Raw genomic sequence first — 17,311 nt, 5'->3', positions numbered from 1 at the left:
TGCCGAGTGGGAGACTCCCGGCATGGTCGAACCGAACCCGAAAGTGAACCTTCTCCGGTACTTGCAAGAGGCGCGCGACGCCCTGGTGTGGAAGCTCGATGGGCTCTCGGAGTACGACATCCGACGTCCGCTGACCTCCACGGGCACAAATTTGTTAGGGCTGGTCAAGCATGTTGCCGGCGTGGAGCTGGGGTACTTCGGCGACACGTTCGGGCGGCCGTTCTTCGACAAGGAGCCGCCGCCCTGGTGGTATACGGAGGACGCAGAACCCAACTCGGACATGTGGGCCACCGCAGACGAGTCGCGGGAATGGATCGTTGGGCTGTATCGCCAGGCGTGGGAGCACTCCAACAGCACGATCGCGACGCTGACGCTTGACGCGATCGGTCACGTCCCGTGGTGGCCGGAGGAACGTCGCGACGTGACGCTGCACAACGTCTTGGTGCACGTGATCTCCGATACTCAGCGACACGCTGGTCACGCCGACATCGTGCGAGAGCTCATCGACGGATCCGTCGGATATTTGCAAGGCAAGGACAACATGCCACCAGGGGATCCGGCGTGGTGGGAGGGCCACCGAAACCGACTGGAGCGCGAGGCGCGGGAAGTCAGCGGCTGATCTCGCCCTGCTGCCGACCCCGTTGGCTCCGGGGTCGGCCGTGCGGCGTCGTTCAGCCGGCTGCGGTCTGCTCGGCCAGCGGCATGAAACTGGCGACCTCGCGTAATCGACTGGCGCCTATTCCTTGGTCATTTCGGCGCTGGTGTCACCGTGTGTGGTCGCCGGGGGCATAGTGGCGCCAGGTTCCTCCTGCCTCGGCGGCGAGGTGGGCGGTGGTGTCGTCGTGGTAGCCGAGCATGCGGGCGATCAGAGGTGCGGGGGCCTGGAGAACGAGGTGGCGGATGGCCGCCGTGCATCCTCGCTGGGTGGGGAAGCCCAGGTGGCGAAGCCTGAGTTCGAGCGTGTGCGGGGTCATGGGCTGTCCAGCCCTGCGGCCGGGAAAGAGCCACCGGGCGTTGGGATTGGTGGCGGTCATGGTGTTCGGTCGTTGGTCGAGATAGGTCAGCAGCACTCCGGCAAGCGGTTCGGGGACGGGCGAGGGAGGATCGCCGAGCCGGACCAGAACCTCGCCGTCCTCGTGAAGAACATCGTCGGTGGTGAGCCGAGCGATCCGGGTGAGCGGTTGCGCGTAAAGGAGGACGAGCGCGGCGACCACACGGTCCTGGAGCGGAATGTCGCCTTGGTCGACGGCCTGCCGCAACAGGGCGAGCCGCTGGTGTTGGGCGAGCGGGGCGGGGTTGCTCGTGGAGCGATGCGGGACGGCAACCTTGAGTATGTGTTTGGACCGCATCGCCCATCGCAGAAAGGCGTGGGTCAGGCGCCGGGCGGTGTAGCCACCCGCGTACCAAGTATCGACATCGGCCTGTGTGCACTCGGCGAGGGCCCGCCCTCGCTCAGCGAGGTGATCGAGAAAGGCGGTCGCGAGACGAATCTCGTCGCGGGCCTGCTGAACCTGCTTACTGGTGAGCGGGCCGCGGTCGGCCAGGGTGTTCAGACGGCGCTGAACGTGCCAGGTCGCGAAGAGCTCCAGGAGCCGCCGGTGCCCGGCGTCGCCGACCTCGGGCAGTTTCTCGGCGAGCCACCGCTGGAACAGCAGCAGCTGCCGGTCGGCCGGGGGCAGGACGCCGCTCTGCATGAGTAGGTCGCGCAGGTAGGCGACCGATCGCCAGGGGTGGAGCTGGCTCAGGCCGTCGTGCGTGAGCGGAACCTCTTTCAAGGCGAGAGCACGCAAGTTGCGCTGGGTGTGGGACTTATTGGTCCAGGTCAGGGCGCCCCACGGGCGGCGGATCTGCCGCAGAGCGTCGAACAGCGGGAGCAGTTCAGCGTGGACGGAGCCGGAGCCGTCGTCGAGGAGTTCGCGGAGCCGCTCGGTCAGGACGCATCGGCCGCAGACCCCGCGCCGGTATCGTCTGGCCTCCTGGCCGCATTGCTCGCAGAAGAAGTCACCGATCCCGCCGGCGCAGTCGGTGTAGAGCTTCCCGCCGTCCGGCGCGAGGCCGGGAGTGAGCCGCTCGACTCCGCATCCGGTGCAGGTCCCGTAGGTCTCCAGAGCTCTGGTCATGCAGCTCTGGCAGACGTAGCCCTCGGGCCAGTGGTTCGCCCCCAGCCGCAGTGCACGGTCACAGCGAGTGCAGAACAGGTCCTCGGCGCGGACGCGGGTGCGGCTCATCCTTCCGGCCGGATGCGGGCACGCTTGGGCCGCACTGCCGACAGGTCGACGACCGCATCGCCGGTGGCGACCCTGCGGACGGTGGCGTTCTCGGCCCTGGTGGCAATCAGGTCGGCCGGGGTGCAGTCGAAGATGTCGCAGAGCGCGGCCAGGACCGGCAGCGACAGCCGCTCGGGGGTGCCGGTGACGAGCCGGTGGACCTGGGAGAGCGAGAGGTTGATGCCACGCTCGGCCAGGGGCGGGGCAAGCTCGCTGGTGGTGAACATTCCGGCGGTGGCCATCTTCTCGCGCAGTCGCCACTGGTAGCTGACCTGGCGTTTCATCGAGCACTCCTCGCGGGCTTGAGCGCGGCCTCGATGGTGGCGTCCAACGCCCGCCGCAGAGTGCGGGTGCGGAAGTCTGAGGACACGCAGGTGTAGATAGAGGTGGTGGACGCGTGGTCGTGGCCGGCCTGTTGCTGGACGAACAGGGGGTCCATGCCGTCTTCGATCAGATGGGTGACGTAGGACCTGCGTAGCGAGTGGAAGTCCAGAACCGGGTCCAAGCCGAGATCGTCGCGGTAGGCGGCGAAGCGGGAGTCCAGCCGTTGCAGGCCCACTCGCCTCCCTCGTTCAGAAGGCCACAGGGCTGGGCCGTCCGCGTGCCGCATGGCGGGCCGGACCTCGCTCGTCCACTGGTCGAGGATCTCGGCTGACCACTCCCATACCGTCAGCACGCTGCGGCGTTTGGGTGGCGAGCCTTTCTTGGCCTTGCCATGGCGGACGTAGCAGATCCCGAACTCGCCGAACTCAGTTCCCTGGGGGTTGCGGCCGAAGTCAGCGGTGTCCAGCATCCGGGTCTCGTTGCGGCGCAGTCCGAATGCGTAGCGGTCTTGAACAACATCGCGTCGCGGAAGGCGGGCAGCCAGCCTTTGCGGCCGTGTCCACGGACGCGCTCGACCTGGTCGTCGGCGTGGTCGAAGAATGTCTGCAGCTCGTCCCGGGTGAAGGCCCGTTTCGGGGCTTCTGCCTCACACTCCTGCATGTGCACAGCGGTGTTCCACTCGTGGCAGACCTGGATCGGATGGGTCCCGAAGCGCCGTTCGCACTCGCTCGTCCACTCGTAGGCGGGGTCGGTGGTGTAGTCGCAGAACAGCCGTACCGCTTCCTGGTAGCCGCGGAGCGTCGAGCGTCCGCAGCCGTGGACCGACCGCAGGTCGCCGAACCACTCGTCGGCCAGCGGTGAGGACCAGTTCCACGGAAAGGCGTCGGCGTGAGCGGCGAACGCCCGCACCTTGCGCTCGCGGCCGTTGATGGTCGACAGCGCGAGGTTCCGGGCCAGTTGTTGGTTGCGCCAGCCGTCCAGCATCGCCTCGAAGACCTGCTCGTCCGGCCGGAGCAGCGGCACTCCGTCGGCCAGGTGAAGCCGTGCGGCCCCCGGCGCCGCCCTGTTGTTGCTCACCACATCGTCACGCTCCGTAGATCGCATTCGCCGCGAGAATCTCGCATCAGATGCGAAGCGTGGAGCGGAACGGCAGGTCAGCCATCCGATCGAGCGAAGCGGAACGACATGGACCCGTCCTGTCGGTTACCGTCCCAGCAGGCCCTGGAGAACCGTCTAGCTGCTGATCAGCGGCTTCCCAGCGCCGCCTGACCAATGCGGCGCAAGGTGAGGTCAGTTCGCATCAGATGCGATACGCGCCGGTTCCGAGATGCGCGCCAAAGGGGCAACTAGATGATCTTGAAGCCCTGATCCGCTCGGATTTACGTGCGGCGACGTGCAGCGGCGTCGCGTTCGGCGACGTGCCGGGCGTACGCCCCAGGGAAAGGACGGAGGCGTGGGGGCGCGGGCCAGTAAGAAGGAGTACCTCGCAATATCTCCCATTCGGCCCCTGCCGGATCCGGGGGCTCGGCAGACTTCCGATATGAACGAAGCCATGATCGGGCTAATCACGGGTCTTTTAGCAGCGCTGGTCACACTGGGCACTACGTTCTGGACGAACGCCAGGGCCGAGCGACGTCAGGAGCTGTCGCAGCGGGCACAGTGGACGCACGACCGCCGACGCGATGCCTACCTGGCCTTCAGTAAGGCCGCCCGTACGTTCGTTCCCCTCACCGAGGAGCTGTTCCTCCTCTTCGCGCGCGCGGATGCCGCGAACGCGACGACGCCCGTGCCTGAGCTGGAGCCCGCTGCGGACGGTGTACAGCAGCTAGCGCTGTACGAGACCTGGCACGAAGCCCTTCTGTCTGGAGAGGTCACGGAGCCTGGAGAGCAGTGGAAGGAGGCAGCTCCCGAGCTCCTGCAGGACCTGACGGCGGCGTACGACGGGGTGGATCTTGAAGGGCCGCCGGAGATCGCGCAGGTCGCCTACTCCGTCGTCACCACGGCACATCGGATCTTCACCGGCATGCCCCTTTTCGAGATGGAGCAGAAGGACTACGAGGAGTTCGACGAGGACGGCCGACCCGCGGGCCCTGGCGCCCGGGACCTGTTCAACGAGGAGGTACGGACCTACTTCAAGGCGCTCCGCGAATTCCGACAGGGGGCGAAGGCGCTGCTGGAACAGGCTGACTGATTATGCGGACCAGTTGGCCGAATCATCCGATGCCGGTCATCGGCACAGCACCGACGCCCACGGAGGACGGCACCTCGCCACCAATGCTGCTGGCCGGCGCCCGCCACGCCTCCGTCCTCTCCCTGGGGCGGTACTCCCGCCCCGGCGTCGACTCGGTCGCTCGGCACGTCGCCGAACGTGACCCCGCTGCACGTAAATCGGGGTGCTGGTAAGAACCCTGTCACCAGCCGCAAACGGCGGTGTACTTCAGCGACTACGTCCCCGCGTCCGAGCGCCTCGGCCCTCTGCGCGGTGTCCGTACTCGGTTCCGAGCCGAGTTGATCGACCAGCACGACCTTCTGCAGAAACGGCTGCGTGACCTCACGGACGGGTGCCGCGCTTCGATCCAGGCCACGTGACGCGGTCCGTACCACTCACAGCAAACCGTCCTGGCCCGGGTCGAGCGTCCTGACCGCCTTGCGGATGTCCCACACCGGGCACTGAGCCGGCACGTACGAGCCCTGCGGAGTCCACGACAGTATCCCGACGAGAGGGCCGGTCGGCTCCAGCCCTTCCGCGCGGATCTGTTTCGGCGTGCACAGGTATGCGGGCAGCGTCTCGCTCGTGTACGACGGCAGCGGCGGCGTCCCGGCCTGCCTCTGCCGGTACACCGGATCCCCGAACAGGTCCCGGCCCACAGGCTCCCGGGGCGGACGGCGCGACGACACGGTCCCTACTCCGGGCGCTGCACGGCGTCCAGGTGGGCCAGCGCCAGCCGCAGCGAGAGAATCGCGATGCCGAACGAGAGGTTGTCGATCCCGTGCGCGTACAGCTGGCCGGGGTGCACGACAAATGCCTCCGACACACGCCGAGCCATGCCCTCCTGCTCGTCCGGCGCGGTCGAGCGCAGCAGGTCCTCCACTGCCAGTGTCAGGTCCGGTGTGCCGATGTCCGGCCATAGGCGGTCGTCGACGCGCAGGGCCGTGTGCTTGATGTCGGCGACCGCCTCGGCCAATCCCTCGCGGGCTTCCTGATGGTTCATGGCGGCAGTCTGTCGCAGCGGCGAGGCCAGATGAGGAAGAACGAGGCAAGAAGAAGCCCGTCTTCCAGACTGAGCCCTGCTGCTTCTGCTGCTGGGATGTGCGCTGCTCATCCTCCTCGGCGCGGGCGTCTCGACCAGCCTGCTGGCCTCCAGAGTGATCGATGCGAACAGGGGCCTGATACTGGTGGACTCGCGACAGTTGAATACGCGAGTCCACCAGTATCAGGCCCCGGACACGGCCAACTACATCGTGACGACGACCCCGGGCGGGATCGTCGGCCTAGCGGTCGGCGTGTATGCCGTGCTCCGCGACCGCGAGGGGGCCGGAATCCATGGACCTCCCGGCAGAACTGCCCCGGCCCTCCAGGGCAGAGGACTGATCAGCGCCGTTTGCGGCTGGTGACAGGCTTCTTACCAGCACCCCAAATCCGAGCGGATCAGAGCTTCAAGATCATCCCGTTGCCCCTTTGGCGCGCATCTCGGTCATACCCCGGCCAGGGCTTTCGTGTGGGCGAGGCGGTAGGCCTCGGTGCCGGTCTGGATGATGGCGCCGTTGAAGGTCAGCCGGTCGACGATGGCCGCGCAGAGCCGGGGATCGGTGAACGTCTTCGTCCACCCGCTGAAACTTTTCGTTCCAGGCGCCGGGCACGCGTATGCGGATTCCGAGGCCGGCACCGCCCTCACCGGCAGACTCCATGGCCACCTGGTGGGACGGGGGAAGGGCGGGACCGGTGACGGGCCGAAGCGCCGCGTTAGACCAGTAGAAGGGGAGCAGGTGTCCGTAGGGGGCCTCATCGAGGGCGGCGTACGCGCGTCCGGCCATGCCGACGTGTACTTGTGGACGCCCGTGACGCGCCTCAGCGCTCCTTGTCCACCGCCTCTTCAAGCTGACCGGCGTCCTCGCCCGCGATGATCGGCAACGTCCACACCGGGGCCACTCGATCACGGATCCTTGGGGCGAGGCCCTTTACCGCGGCCACGGCATGGGCGTGCGCTGGAGGGACTGGAACGTACAGCGGTCCGGACATGGCGGCCCCCTCCACACTGTCCTGCGACAGTGTGGAACCAGCCTGAGCTGGGGTAATGCACACCGAAAGGGCGCAGTCCGGTCACCGGGTGTGCTGCGTGCCGGGTCCGGCGCCGTTGTCAGACCGGTTCGCTCCCCCAGCGCGTACGTTGGGAGAGCACGGCATCGGCCCCATCCATGTCGGCGAGACGAGCGGCCAGCACGCTTATGGCGAGGCCATCGGGGAGGGCAGCGGAGAACTTGAGTCCACGTACGGCGGCTGCTGAGACCTGTGGGAGCTCCTCCTTCCGTGGCTTCCTTCGCGTCTGGTCCCACTCCTCGCGGGCCAGGTCGTGGCGGAGCCGGACGTAGGAGTCCGCGGGCCGCTGCAGCGGGTCAACCGCGTCGGCCAGCCACGCCGTGAGGGTCGCGTTGGCGCGGAAGCCGGCCCAGGTCCACCACCGTACGTCGCGTCCGTTGCGGGTGATCAGGGTGGCCTCCGGGTGAGCGAAGTGGCCTTCCGTTTCGCGTAGTTCCACGAGACCGGCCTGTGCGCGTCGGGTGAGGTCGACTGCGGGGTCGGCGCCGAGCAGCACCTCGCGCATCGCCTGGGCGAGCTGGTACGACAGGCCACGGACGGTGCCGGTCTGCCACTTGGCGATGCCGCCCGACTCGGCGGCTTCGACGAAAACCCGATGCCGACGCCAGTCCACGTACGTCACGTGCCAACTGCGTCCGGCGAGCAGCAGCCGAAGAGGCCCCTCGCGTTCCTCGACCAGCAGAGCGGGGTCCGTGTGCCCGATCTCCGTACGTCCGTGCAGGACTGTGAACTGGGGCGGTGCGGTAAACGACGCGGTGAGGTCCATGAAGTGCCGCCTGCCGAAGCGCTCCTCGGCCTGTTCGCCGATGAAGTAGATGCCGCTGTCCTGTTCCAGGAAGCCTTCGGCAAGGAGGTGGTCGAGGACGGGTCGGGCGGACGCGTCGAACGGAGCAAGGCCGTTCCACTCCTCGTGCCAGTCGGCGGCGGGCAGTTTGTGGCGCTGGAGGGCGACGGCGAGCAGCTGCTGGGCAACGAGGTGCTGTGGCCCCGGCGGTGCGGCGACGGGCTCCACCCAGTGCCTGCCCCACAGGGTCAGCAGTCCGGCTGCCTGGAGGAGGCTCTCGTGGGAGGTGGCGAGGAAGAGGCAGTTGCGGATGCTGTCGGACCGGCGTCCGGTACGGCCCAGACGCTGCAGGAAGGAGGCGACGGTCGCGGGAGAGTCGATCTGGATCACACGGTCGAGGTCGCCGACGTCGATGCCGAGTTCGAGTGTGGAGGTGGCGACGATCACGCAATCGCGTGCCTGCGCGAAGGCTTCCTCGGAGCGTTGACGCTCTACCGCCGAGAGGGACGAGTGCGAGAGGAAGACGGTCACGCCACGTGCTCGGAGTGCCTGCCCGAGCTCTTCGACCTGCCGGCGGGACTCGCAGAAGACGAGACGCTTCTCGCCCCGGTGGAGGGCGGAGATGACGGTGGCGGCGTTCGGAAGCGAGCCGACGTAGTCCAACTCGACTTCACCGGGCGGGGGTTCAGCTGGGTGCGGCTGAGGTTGCGTTGTCGTGGCTGTGGGGCCGGTGTCGACGCCGGGGGCGATGACCTGACCGGGCGTTCGACCGCGGGCGGAGCCTTGTAGCCAAGCGAGGAGCTCGCTCGGATTGCCGACGGTGGCGGAAAGGCCGATGCGCTGCAACCGTCGGCCGGTCAGCCGCTGAAGCCGCTCCAACACCGCCAGCAGGTGCCAGCCGCGGTCGTCCCCGGCGAAGGCGTGCACCTCGTCCACGACGACCGCCCGCACCCCGCCGAGCAGCAGGGCGTGGTCGGTCTTGACGCTGATGAGCTGTGCTTCGAGGGATTCCGGTGTGGTGAGGAGGATGTCTGGTGGCTCGCGGCGCAGGCGCCGCCGTTCGGACTCGGCCGTGTCCCCGTGCCAAAGCGCCGCCGTGCGCCCCAACCACTGGGCATAGGCGTGCAGGCGCGGCTGGAGGTTGTTGAGCAGGGCGCGCAGAGGCGTGAGGTAGAGAACCGAGGTGCCGGACCAGCCGTTCCGGGCCATGGCCGTGAGGAGGGGGAATGCGGCGGCCTCGGTCTTGCCGCCTGCTGTCGGCGCCAGCAGTACCGCGTCCTCGCCGTCGAGGAGCGGTCCTATCGCCACGGACTGCAGGGGCCTGAGGCCGGGCCAGCCGAGGGTGTTGACGATGTGGTGGAGGAGGACTGGATCGAGCCGGTCGACAGGGTCGGCGTCCGCTGCTCCGCTCACGCTCACAGGTCTAGCTCCACCTCGTCGGCCGAGGCGGCGGGAGCAACCGGGAGCGTGGCGACATGACGCTCGGCGTCGGTGAGTTCGGTGCGGTCGACGGTGAGGCGGTAGTCGGCGCGCGGGTCGAAGTCGGGGAACTGGTCGATGCGGTCGAGGACGTCGCCGACGAGCTTCTTCAGATAGAGGCGGGGGGCGACGCCGACCTTGCCACCGAGGGCTCCCCCGACTGCATGGGCCAGGTCGGCGACATACGCGTCGTCGGCGACGGAGCGCACCCGCTGCGGGTCGGTGCTCCCCATTGCGTACAGGTCGCGGATCTTCCGGCCGAGTTCGTTAAGCGTCTCCAACTGGAATCCGGGAAGCCGGAGTTGTACCGCCCTGGGGTTGTCGAAGCGTGAGTCGGTAGAGAAGTCGGTGGCCAGGCGCTGGGCGAGCGGCGCGAGACGCTGGACGCCTTGTGGACCGTCATAGAACGCCGGAGTGCCGGTGATCACCAGGTACAGGCCGGGGAAGCGGCCGGAATGGACTTCGTCGATCAGCTGCCGAAGGGCGTTGAGCGCCTTGTCCCGGGCGTCGGAGCGCACCCGCTGCAGGGTTTCCACCTCGTCGAGGACGAGAAGGAGCCCGGAGTGTCCGCTGTCGCGCAGAACGGCGAGCAGCCCTTGAAGGAAACCAAGGGCTCCGAAGTGGTCGAGGTCCCCGCGCACCCCCGCAGCGCGCTTGGCGGCAGCCGCCACATGCGGCTCGCCGCCGAGCCACGCAAGAACGGCCGAAGCGGTGGCCTCGTCGTCCGCGCCCAGCGCGGAGTGGTAGCCGCGCAGTGCGGCGGCGAATCCGGGGGCGCCACGGGAGACCTCCGAAAGGCGGTCGTCGAGAAGCTTCGCGACGGCCTGCTCCAGCCGGGAGTCTTCAGCGCCGGCGGCCAGGGCGTCATCTTCGAGCGCGTAGAACCACGCGTCGACCACCGGTCGGAGGGCCGACGGCTGGAAGCTCGCGGTGGCCAGGCGCTCGGTGGCCCGACGATAGACGGTCTCCAGCCGGTGCAGGGGCGTCTCGGTCTCCGACACCTGTACCTCGGCGACGGCGAAGCCGCGGCGCTTGGCGCGCTCGCCAAGCCAGCGGGCGAAGAAGGTCTTGCCGCTGCCGTACTCACCACGCACGGCCTTGAAGGCGGATCCGCCCGCGGCCACGGCGTCGAGTTCGCCGTCCACGGCCGCCTCGAACCGGACGAGTCCCGTGGCAAGGAGATCGAGACCGCTGTCGGGGACGGCTCCGCGCCGCAGCGCGTCGACGACGGCCCGTCGCCGCGCCGGCGACACCGTGACGCCGGAGGCGGCGGATACGGAAAATGCGGAGGCGGGCTGTTCACTCACCTTGCCAGTTTCCCACGGGCGCCGTCCCGCTCGATCCGTCTCCGGGCGGGACGACACGACCGCCCCTCTCACAGACCGAACTGAGCTTTCAGCAACGACTCGTTGAGCCGGAGCGTACGGTTGTCCGGCAGGATCTCCAGCACCTGCTCGCCATCGTGGTTGAGAAGCTGCCGCAGTACCGCGGCGAACCCGGCAGCGCGCACGGGCCGCTCCCCGGCACGCTGTGCCAGAGCCGTGAGCGGCAAGGTCCTCGATGCGAGCAGTTCCTGTACGGCGGCGCGCACCTTGTCCAAATCCACCGTGCGGCCCACGAGCTTCAGCTGCGCCTCGAAGATCTCCGAGGACATCAGCCCGTCCACGAGCGCGGTACGGGGATCGGACGGCACAGCGGCTTCGGCCTGCCGGACGGGCACGGCGGGGGCCGTTACGGCCTGCACCGCGGGCTCGGCGAACAGACTCTCCTCCTGGGTGACCTGCTTCGACTTCGAGGGGCGGCGGCGTGCCGGAGTGGGCGCCGCGGCCACGGCCGGGGAAGGAACCTGGGCGGCGGGGGCTTCGGCCACACGGTCGGGCGACCACCACGGGGGTGCGGGATCGCCGAGCTCCCGCCATCCTTCGGGCGGCGTGGCGCCGAACGGCAGGTATGCCTGGAGCGGAATGGCGATCTCCGCGAGGGACGCGCCGCCATGGTAGCCGGCTTTGCGTCCGGTGTAGCGGGAGTCGGCGTCCCACAGAGCGATGACGGCTCCCCCGGGCTCGGGGGCGACCACACGCGGTCCGCGCAGCGGGATCTCCCGCTCGTCCAGCTCTCCCTCGGCGTACGGACGGTAGCGGTCCGCCGCTTCGGGTCCGGAGACCCGGCGGTCACGCCGGTCGACGACGTGCCCGTGGTCGGAGAGGAGTAGGACGGCCATGCCCTCGGCAGCGGCGGTGTCGAGGAGCTCGCCGAGGAAACCGATCTCGTCGACGGACCATCGGGGCGCGCCCAGGCGCTGTTCCTTGGCGAGCCGGTCGTCGATGGTGTTCAGGACGACCGCGACATGGGTGCGCCCGTCGTGCAGGGCGGCCTCCAGCGGTGCGCTGAAGGGGCTGCCGGTCCGTTCGGCGCGCAGGTCGTCCTTGTGGAAGACGGCCGCCGCGCGCCCGGGACCGGCGAACGGGTGCTGGGGGAACAGTCGCTTCTCGTCGGCCTGCGCGCCGCGCAGCAACCGCCCTGCGAACAGGCTGGTGCGGCTGACGGCGGTGACACTGGGCAGCGCGGCGGCCACAGCCCTGCGCCGGGGGCGTCCCTCCGTCTCCGGGAACGGGTCGTACTCGCTGAAGCGCTTGCGCAGCTCCTGCCCGAGCTCGGCGGCGATGGCGGAGGTCATGCCGTCGACGACGACGATCAGCAGGCGGCGGCGGTCCTTGCCCCTGGCGGCGGGGGCGGCGACGCGGTCGAGGAAGTCCTCGACCGTGAGCAGGGAGCCGGGTGCACCGCCGCTCTCCGTCCAGACGGCGAGCCGCTGGGCGAAGGCCCGGTCCATCTCGCGCCTGCGCTCGCGCACCTGCTCTCCGAGGCGGTCGTACGCGTTCCGCAGGGCGGGGGCATCCTCGCCTCCCGCCTCTATGCGGTCGAGGGCGAAGTCGGCCCAGGCGGTGTCGGTGACCTGCAGCCTCAACCAGTCCTCCACCGACTGCGGGTGCTCTGTCCGGTCGGTCAGCCAGGCGGCGAGTCGCCGGGCCATGCGGGCACGCTCGACGCGGGCGCGGCCCTCTGGGCGCACCGCGTGCCGGTGTTCGCTCCATGCCCGTACTGCCTGGGTGATGCCGTCCAGCTCGCCGGTGGCCAGAGCGGCACCGGTATCGGCGGCGCGGGCCTCGAAGCCGAGGGGGAGGAAGAGGCTTGCGGCTGCGGCCTGTTCGGCACCGAACTGGCGGGCGAGGACGTCGGCTCGCTGCAGCAGCGGGATGAGCACACGCCGGTCGTCCCTGGCCACGAGCGTGTCCACGGCTGCTTCGGCCACCGTGCCGTACTGGGCGAAGCGGGCGTCGGACTCCTCAGGCGTGAGTCCGCCCTGGCCGTCCGCCCACAGCTCGGCCCGGCCGCGGGCCCGATATACCTCGGGACCGGGAGAAGCGGTGTGGCTCCACAGGGCGGCGGTGACCAGGCCGTAGGCGAGTGCGTCCGTGCCGCGCCCTTCGCGGACAAGGCCGAAGAGGATGGTGGCGGCCGGTCCGGCCTGCCCCTTCTCGCAGAGGAAGGCGGCCAGGCCGTCGCGTTCAGCGTCCCGCAGGGCGAGGAACCGTTCGGCGGCTCCGGGCCGTACGGCCCACCGCAGCAGAGCGGTGAGGCCGATGCGGTCGTCGGCGATGTCCCGTGTCTCGTCCGCCGATTCCGCGTACCGGCCGAGGCCGAGGCGCCGCTGGGCGAGCTGGACGAGGGCGTGGTCGCGAGTGAGTGTGCCGCCCGCGATCTTCGGCCAGCGGTCGAGCGGTGCCGCCTCCAGCAGGGCCTCGGCGGCCCAGCCTCCGTCGGAGACCTGCAGCCGGTGGTCGACGGCACCGGCTCCGAAGGAGGTGCGGACGACTTCCCAGTTGTCCACGCTGCGAACACCGTTGTGCCACGCGCAAGCGAGAAGACCGGGGTCGAGCATGGACTCCTCGCAGTCGGTGAGCACGACCAGGACACGCGGGCCGGTTCCGTCCCCGGCGTTGTGGAGATGCCCGAGGATCTGTTCGTGCACGGCGAGCGGCGAGGGTGCGGCGGCGACGGCTGCCCGCTGCCCGCCGCCGTAGGTGAGCGTGTCGGGTCCGTCCCACTCCGGCTGGGCGCGGAGCAGGACGACGGCACGGGTACGCCCGTCCAGTCCGGGCCGGGCGGACAGGTACTGGACGAGCAGCGAAAGCGTGAGCCGGGCCAGGCCGGCGGCTGTGGTCGCGGTGGTCACTCGCCCACCACCCGCCAGGTGATCTCGATCTCGGCGTCGGGCTGTGCCTCGGCCAAGGCGCGAATCTCGGCGGCGAACTCAACAGCGGCGGCCCGGGCCTTGGTACGTCCGCCGCCGACCCGCCGCACACCACCGGAACCCGGGGTGGCCGTGTGCGTGGACGGCACGGACGGCTCCGCGTCGTCCCCCTTCAGCGAAATGTCGTCGGCGCCGGAGGGACCGGTGGGCTGCTGCGGCTCGGGCGGGGTCGGCGGCGTCTGGCGGGCCTTCAGCAGGGCGATCACCTCGCGCCGGGCCCTTTCCAGCGCGCCCGCGAGGTCGGCGGTCTGCTGGTCGCCGCGGGCGGCGGCCTTCAGCCGCTCCAGGATGGAGTGGCCCTCCGGGCCGAGGCCCTCGGCGAGCTCCAGGGTGTCCCAGTCGGCGTTGGCCTGGGCGAGCGCGGAGGCGACCCTGCGGGCCTGAGCGAGCGAGGTGCCGTAGCGCAGGGGGGAGACGCCCCGCAGGTCGAATCCGGCGAGGGTCTCGACCGTGCGGCGGGCTGCGGCCGACCCGGCCTCGGCGGTGTCGATGAGCTGCTTGACGAGGGCCAGGGACCGGCGGGCGAGAGCAAGCCGCCCGGCCGGGTCCGACTCCTCCAGCCCCAGCTTCCCCTGGGCGTCCTCCAGTCGTCGCACCAGCTCACCGGCGGCCTCGTCGCACGTACGCGCCTGCTCGCGCACCGCCGTGGCGAACTGGTTGATGATCTGCCCGCGGTAGAGCCGAGACTTGGGTTTTTCCCCGAAGAGGGACTCGTAGCGGTCGAGTGCCTCCTCCCAGTCGCACTCGGAGGGCCGGGGCTGGGTGCGCAGGGCGTCTCCGGGCCGGGCCACGAGGGCGAGCGACACGTCCTGGATGGCCCCGCCCCGCACCCACACCCGGTCGGCGATCTCCGCGAATCCGGCGATCACGAGCTGTCGGGCCGTCTCGTGCAGCCCGCGCGGCTCGGGCCGGTCGAGCCAGTCCGTCAGCCGCACGTACGTCAGGTCGTCGCCTGCGGGCAGTTCGTCGGCGCGGGTCTGGTCGTCGAAGAAGTCCGTCCAGTGCGAGGACAGTTCGAAGTACGCCTCCCCCATGGTGCCCAGCAGCAGGGGCTGCGCCAGCCGGGTCATGAGTTTGCGCTCGCCGGAGGGCACCTCGACCCGCCGGTCCCGGGCGAGCGAGGCCCGCCGCACCAGGTCGTACGCCTTCTTCGCATCGGACGTGGTGATCGCCCGGCCGGTGTTCTCCGGGTCGAGCTGCGGGTGGGCCGGGAACTGGCACTCCAGGAGGCGGGCGGCGATGAGCCGGACGGCCTTCTCGAAGGAGGCACCGATCGGAAGGGACAGGCCGGGCACCGGATGCACGGGGGTCAGGTGGTCCTCGAAGCCCAGCTGGACCTCGGTCTCCTTCTTGTCGGCCAGTCCGTACGCCTGCTTAAACGCTTTCTCCGCCTCCCGCATCAGGGTGTCGCGCTGGGCTTCGAGCAGCTGCCAGGCGCGAACGCGCTTGTCCTGGCTGAGGTGCTTGGCGAAGGTTCCGTGGAAGCGGTCCTCGTCGGAGAGGACGCTGTCGATGACGGTGAGCCGCCGGAAGCTGTCCCGCGCCTGCTGGGACAGGTGGGTAGGCAGCCAGGCGAGGGTGAGGGCGGGACCGTCGGGGGCGGACTGCGACCGCAGGCCGTCGATACGCATGGCGTCCTCGCGCGGCCCGTAGTTCCCGTCGTCGAACGGGAAGTCGGCGACGATCCGCCACAGCCCGTCGGTGGCGGGCTTGAGCTGCTCGTCGCCGACCCGGTCCTTGTCGCGGACGTTCGCGAAGTTCACCTCGATCGTGCGAGGGGATCCCTTCCATACGAGGGCGAGCTCGTCGTAGCCCGTGCGCTGGGTGGTGCCGAGCAGGCGGCGGAGGATTCGTTCGGCGAGGTCACGCTGGAAGCGAGTCTGGGTGTAGGTGTTGGCGTTGGCGAGGATCGAGTCGAGGTCGATGTCGGTCAGTTCGAGCAGCACGGAGGCTTGGGCTCCGGAACCGCTGACCTTGATCTCGGCGAACTTGCCCGCCCACTGCTGGAGCTTGCCGTCCAGGGCCTGGACGGCACCACCCTTGAACCGGCTCCTGATCGAGCCGTGGTTCAGGGCGAGGAGCCGCTCCACGGTGAGGTTCTGCAGCGACACCGCTCCGGGGGCCAACGCGGACAGCAGGAGGGTACGCATGATGCGGTCGTCACCGATGAACACCTCCAGCGACGGCCGCCTTTCGACAGGCACGGATTCGGGGTCGCTCGCGTAGGCGTCGATCTCCTCCTCGCTGACATCATGGGTGGTCATCAGGTACGGCCGCAGTTTGGTGTTGTAGAGCCGCTCGGCCGAGTCGAACACCACCCGGGTCGCATCCTGGAAGGGCTTGTTGCCGCCCTTGCCCAGGTAGGGGTAGAGGTCGCCGAGACACACCAGGTCGCCCAGGCGCAGCCGGTTGCGCTGGTCGGCGAGGATCTCGCCCATCAGCTTCATACCGGTGCGGTTGCGCTGCAGCGCCGAGGAGATCTGGACCAGCGCGTCCATGAACGCCGGCGTGAACGGGTACGCCTTGCGCAGCGGCTCCTCGCCCGCGCCGACCAGGGCCTTGTCGTCACCGAGCCAGGTGTCGCGCACCGCACCGGGGTTGGCGGCCAGCAGCCGGTCGAGCCCCGCCTGGATCGTCTGCTGGGTATCGGCCGAGTGTGGCTTGAGCAGCCGCTCGTGGGCGATCTCCGGCAGGTTGCGGTCCTCCAGTTTGATGGAGTCGAAGCGGCCGGAGGCGTAGTTGAGGTTCTGTTGCATGGCCGCCTCACCGGTGCCGTGCATCTCCTCACCGGTAATCTCCCGCAGGTCGCGCTGGCGGGCAATGAAGGAGATGACAGGGATGGCGCGCCGGCTGTCGCCGCCCTCCACGAAGTTCGTGAACTTCGCGGACTCGCGCAGGACCTGCTTCTCCTCCTGCATCATCATCGTGAGCCACAGCATCAGCTCGTCGAGGAAGAGCACCAGCCCGTCGTAGCCGAGGGACTTGGCGTGCTCGGCGATCACCGACAGGCCTTCGTCGAGCGGGATGAACCCGTCCGCCTGCGCCGCGATCCTGCCGTATCCGCGGGCCACGGTCTTCAGCGCGTCCTCGGTGAGACGCGCGCGCAACTCCGCCGGAGTCGTGGGGTTCTGCACGTCGAGCCGGACGTACTTGTCGTGGATCTCAGCCGCGTTCAGGGCGGTGTTGACCCGCTCTGCGGTCCAGAAAGCGGCGGGGTTGCCCCACTCGTCGACCTTCTCCGAGGCGCCCGCGTTGAGCTGGGCGAGGAACTGCTCGTCCCCGAAGTTCTGCCGCATTTCCCGGAGTTGGTCGAAGAGGGCGTCGGTCCGGTAGACGCGCGGGGGGGAGGATCCGGGCCGGACCTTGGCCACCCAGTCGACGTAGCCACCGAGTACGCGATGTTCCAGGCTCTCGGCGTTCAGCATGTGGTACGGGACGAGCAGGAAGTTCTTGCCGCCCGTACGCAGCCAATCGAACTCCTGGTACAGCGGGTCGAACTCCTGCCGGGCCCGGGCCGCCTCGCTGTTGGACAGCAGCGCATGCAGTACGGCCATGAAGTGCGACTTACCGGCACCGAACGAGCCGTGCAGATACGCCGCCTTGGAGCTCTGCGTGTCCAGCGCGGTCGAGATCATGTTGAGGGCGTCGCGGAAGTTCCGCAGCAGTTCTCCGGTGAGGACGTAATCGTCCAGAGCCTTCCGGGCACCCTCCTCGGTGACCGCCTCCGACAGCTTGAGCACGTAGGAGGACGTGGAGACGGACACCGGCAGGTTCATCAGGTCCTTGAGCAGCGGTGCCGTGCTCTGTCGGGCGGGGGCGGCCAT

The 17,311-nt window shown here is 69.3% G+C and carries 12 protein-coding genes and 1 pseudogene; 2 read left to right on the top strand and 11 right to left on the bottom strand.

Translation table 11 applies throughout. The features are described 5' to 3' along the window. The first annotated feature begins 22 nt into the window (after window positions 1-22). The gene (locus ABZ562_RS07190; protein ID WP_361475105.1) at window positions 23-619 is read left to right on the top strand and encodes a DinB family protein; all 597 of its coding nucleotides are present in this window, start codon (window positions 23-25) and stop codon (window positions 617-619) included. Between the two features lie 145 nt (window positions 620-764). Here the strand turns inward: ABZ562_RS07190 and ABZ562_RS07185 are convergent, their stop codons facing one another. Genes ABZ562_RS07185 through ABZ562_RS07175 form a run of 3 tightly spaced genes read right to left on the bottom strand, consistent with a single transcriptional unit; the run spans window position 765 to window position 3,060 of the window. After that, window positions 765-2,228, bottom strand: coding sequence for a hypothetical protein (locus ABZ562_RS07185; protein ID WP_361475103.1), 1,464 nt, complete (start codon window positions 2,226-2,228; stop codon window positions 765-767). Beyond that, entirely contained in the window at window positions 2,225-2,551 is a 327-nt protein-coding gene (locus ABZ562_RS07180; RefSeq protein WP_266792691.1) for a helix-turn-helix transcriptional regulator, read from the bottom strand. Before ABZ562_RS07180 ends, ABZ562_RS07185 begins: the two co-directional genes overlap by 4 nt. Further along, window positions 2,548-3,060, bottom strand: a complete 513-nt coding sequence (locus ABZ562_RS07175; RefSeq protein WP_361475101.1) for a site-specific integrase — start codon at window positions 3,058-3,060, stop codon at window positions 2,548-2,550. Before ABZ562_RS07175 ends, ABZ562_RS07180 begins: the two co-directional genes overlap by 4 nt. A 1,071-nt stretch (window positions 3,061-4,131) precedes the next feature. On the opposite strand from ABZ562_RS07175, the gene ABZ562_RS07170 reads away from it, so the two are divergent. Beyond that, on the top strand, window positions 4,132-4,782 hold the full coding sequence (locus ABZ562_RS07170; protein WP_361475099.1) for a hypothetical protein: 651 nt from the start codon (window positions 4,132-4,134) through the stop codon (window positions 4,780-4,782). Between the two features lie 413 nt (window positions 4,783-5,195). Here ABZ562_RS07170 and ABZ562_RS07165 read toward each other — a convergent pair whose 3' ends face one another. The 8 genes and pseudogenes from ABZ562_RS07165 to ABZ562_RS07130 form a co-directional block, all read right to left on the bottom strand. Beyond that, entirely contained in the window at window positions 5,196-5,489 is a 294-nt protein-coding gene (locus ABZ562_RS07165) for a hypothetical protein (RefSeq protein ID WP_361475097.1), read from the bottom strand. Between the two features lie 5 nt (window positions 5,490-5,494). Next, on the bottom strand, window positions 5,495-5,803 hold the full coding sequence (locus ABZ562_RS07160; protein WP_361475095.1) for a hypothetical protein: 309 nt from the start codon (window positions 5,801-5,803) through the stop codon (window positions 5,495-5,497). Window positions 5,804-6,286: 483 nt separating this feature from the next. Continuing rightward, window positions 6,287-6,433, bottom strand: a pseudogene (locus tag ABZ562_RS07155) (ATP-binding protein); the annotation flags it as partial. 227 nt (window positions 6,434-6,660) lie between these two features. Continuing rightward, complete coding sequence (locus tag ABZ562_RS07150) at window positions 6,661-6,831, bottom strand: hypothetical protein (RefSeq protein WP_361475093.1); 171 nt, start codon at window positions 6,829-6,831, stop codon at window positions 6,661-6,663. Between the two features lie 118 nt (window positions 6,832-6,949). After that, window positions 6,950-9,106 carry a DEAD/DEAH box helicase gene (locus ABZ562_RS07145; RefSeq protein ID WP_361475091.1) on the bottom strand — a complete coding sequence of 719 codons (2,157 nt, stop codon included), beginning with the start codon at window positions 9,104-9,106 and terminating at the stop codon, window positions 6,950-6,952. A gap of 2 nt (window positions 9,107-9,108) precedes the next feature. After that, on the bottom strand, window positions 9,109-10,479 hold the full coding sequence (brxD, locus tag ABZ562_RS07140) for a BREX system ATP-binding protein BrxD (RefSeq protein WP_361475089.1): 1,371 nt from the start codon (window positions 10,477-10,479) through the stop codon (window positions 9,109-9,111). 68 nt (window positions 10,480-10,547) lie between these two features. Beyond that, entirely contained in the window at window positions 10,548-13,409 is a 2,862-nt protein-coding gene (gene pglZ / locus ABZ562_RS07135) for a BREX-2 system phosphatase PglZ (RefSeq protein WP_361475087.1), read from the bottom strand. Beyond that, window positions 13,406-17,311, bottom strand: a complete 3,906-nt coding sequence (locus ABZ562_RS07130; RefSeq protein WP_361475085.1) for a phage resistance protein — start codon at window positions 17,309-17,311, stop codon at window positions 13,406-13,408. Before ABZ562_RS07130 ends, pglZ begins: the two co-directional genes overlap by 4 nt.

This window comes from Streptomyces sp. NPDC019937 (assembly GCF_040631655.1).
In the GTDB taxonomy this organism is placed as follows: Bacteria; Actinomycetota; Actinomycetes; order Streptomycetales; family Streptomycetaceae; genus Streptomyces.
Note: the sequence above shows the minus strand (reverse complement) of the source record. Positions and strands in the feature narration are given on the sequence as shown.

Coding starts and splice junctions, on each gene's coding strand:
- ABZ562_RS07190 (WP_361475105.1), top strand. CDS start 23: ATGGTCGAACCGAACCCGAAAGTGAACCTTCTCCGGTACTTGCAAGAG.
- ABZ562_RS07185 (WP_361475103.1), bottom strand. CDS start 2,228: ATGAGCCGCACCCGCGTCCGCGCCGAGGACCTGTTCTGCACTCGCTGT.
- ABZ562_RS07180 (WP_266792691.1), bottom strand. CDS start 2,551: ATGAAACGCCAGGTCAGCTACCAGTGGCGACTGCGCGAGAAGATGGCC.
- ABZ562_RS07175 (WP_361475101.1), bottom strand. CDS start 3,060: ATGCTGGACACCGCTGACTTCGGCCGCAACCCCCAGGGAACTGAGTTC.
- ABZ562_RS07170 (WP_361475099.1), top strand. CDS start 4,132: ATGAACGAAGCCATGATCGGGCTAATCACGGGTCTTTTAGCAGCGCTG.
- ABZ562_RS07160 (WP_361475095.1), bottom strand. CDS start 5,803: ATGAACCATCAGGAAGCCCGCGAGGGATTGGCCGAGGCGGTCGCCGAC.
- ABZ562_RS07150 (WP_361475093.1), bottom strand. CDS start 6,831: ATGTCCGGACCGCTGTACGTTCCAGTCCCTCCAGCGCACGCCCATGCC.
- ABZ562_RS07130 (WP_361475085.1), bottom strand. CDS start 17,311: ATGGCCGCCCCCGCCCGACAGAGCACGGCACCGCTGCTCAAGGACCTG.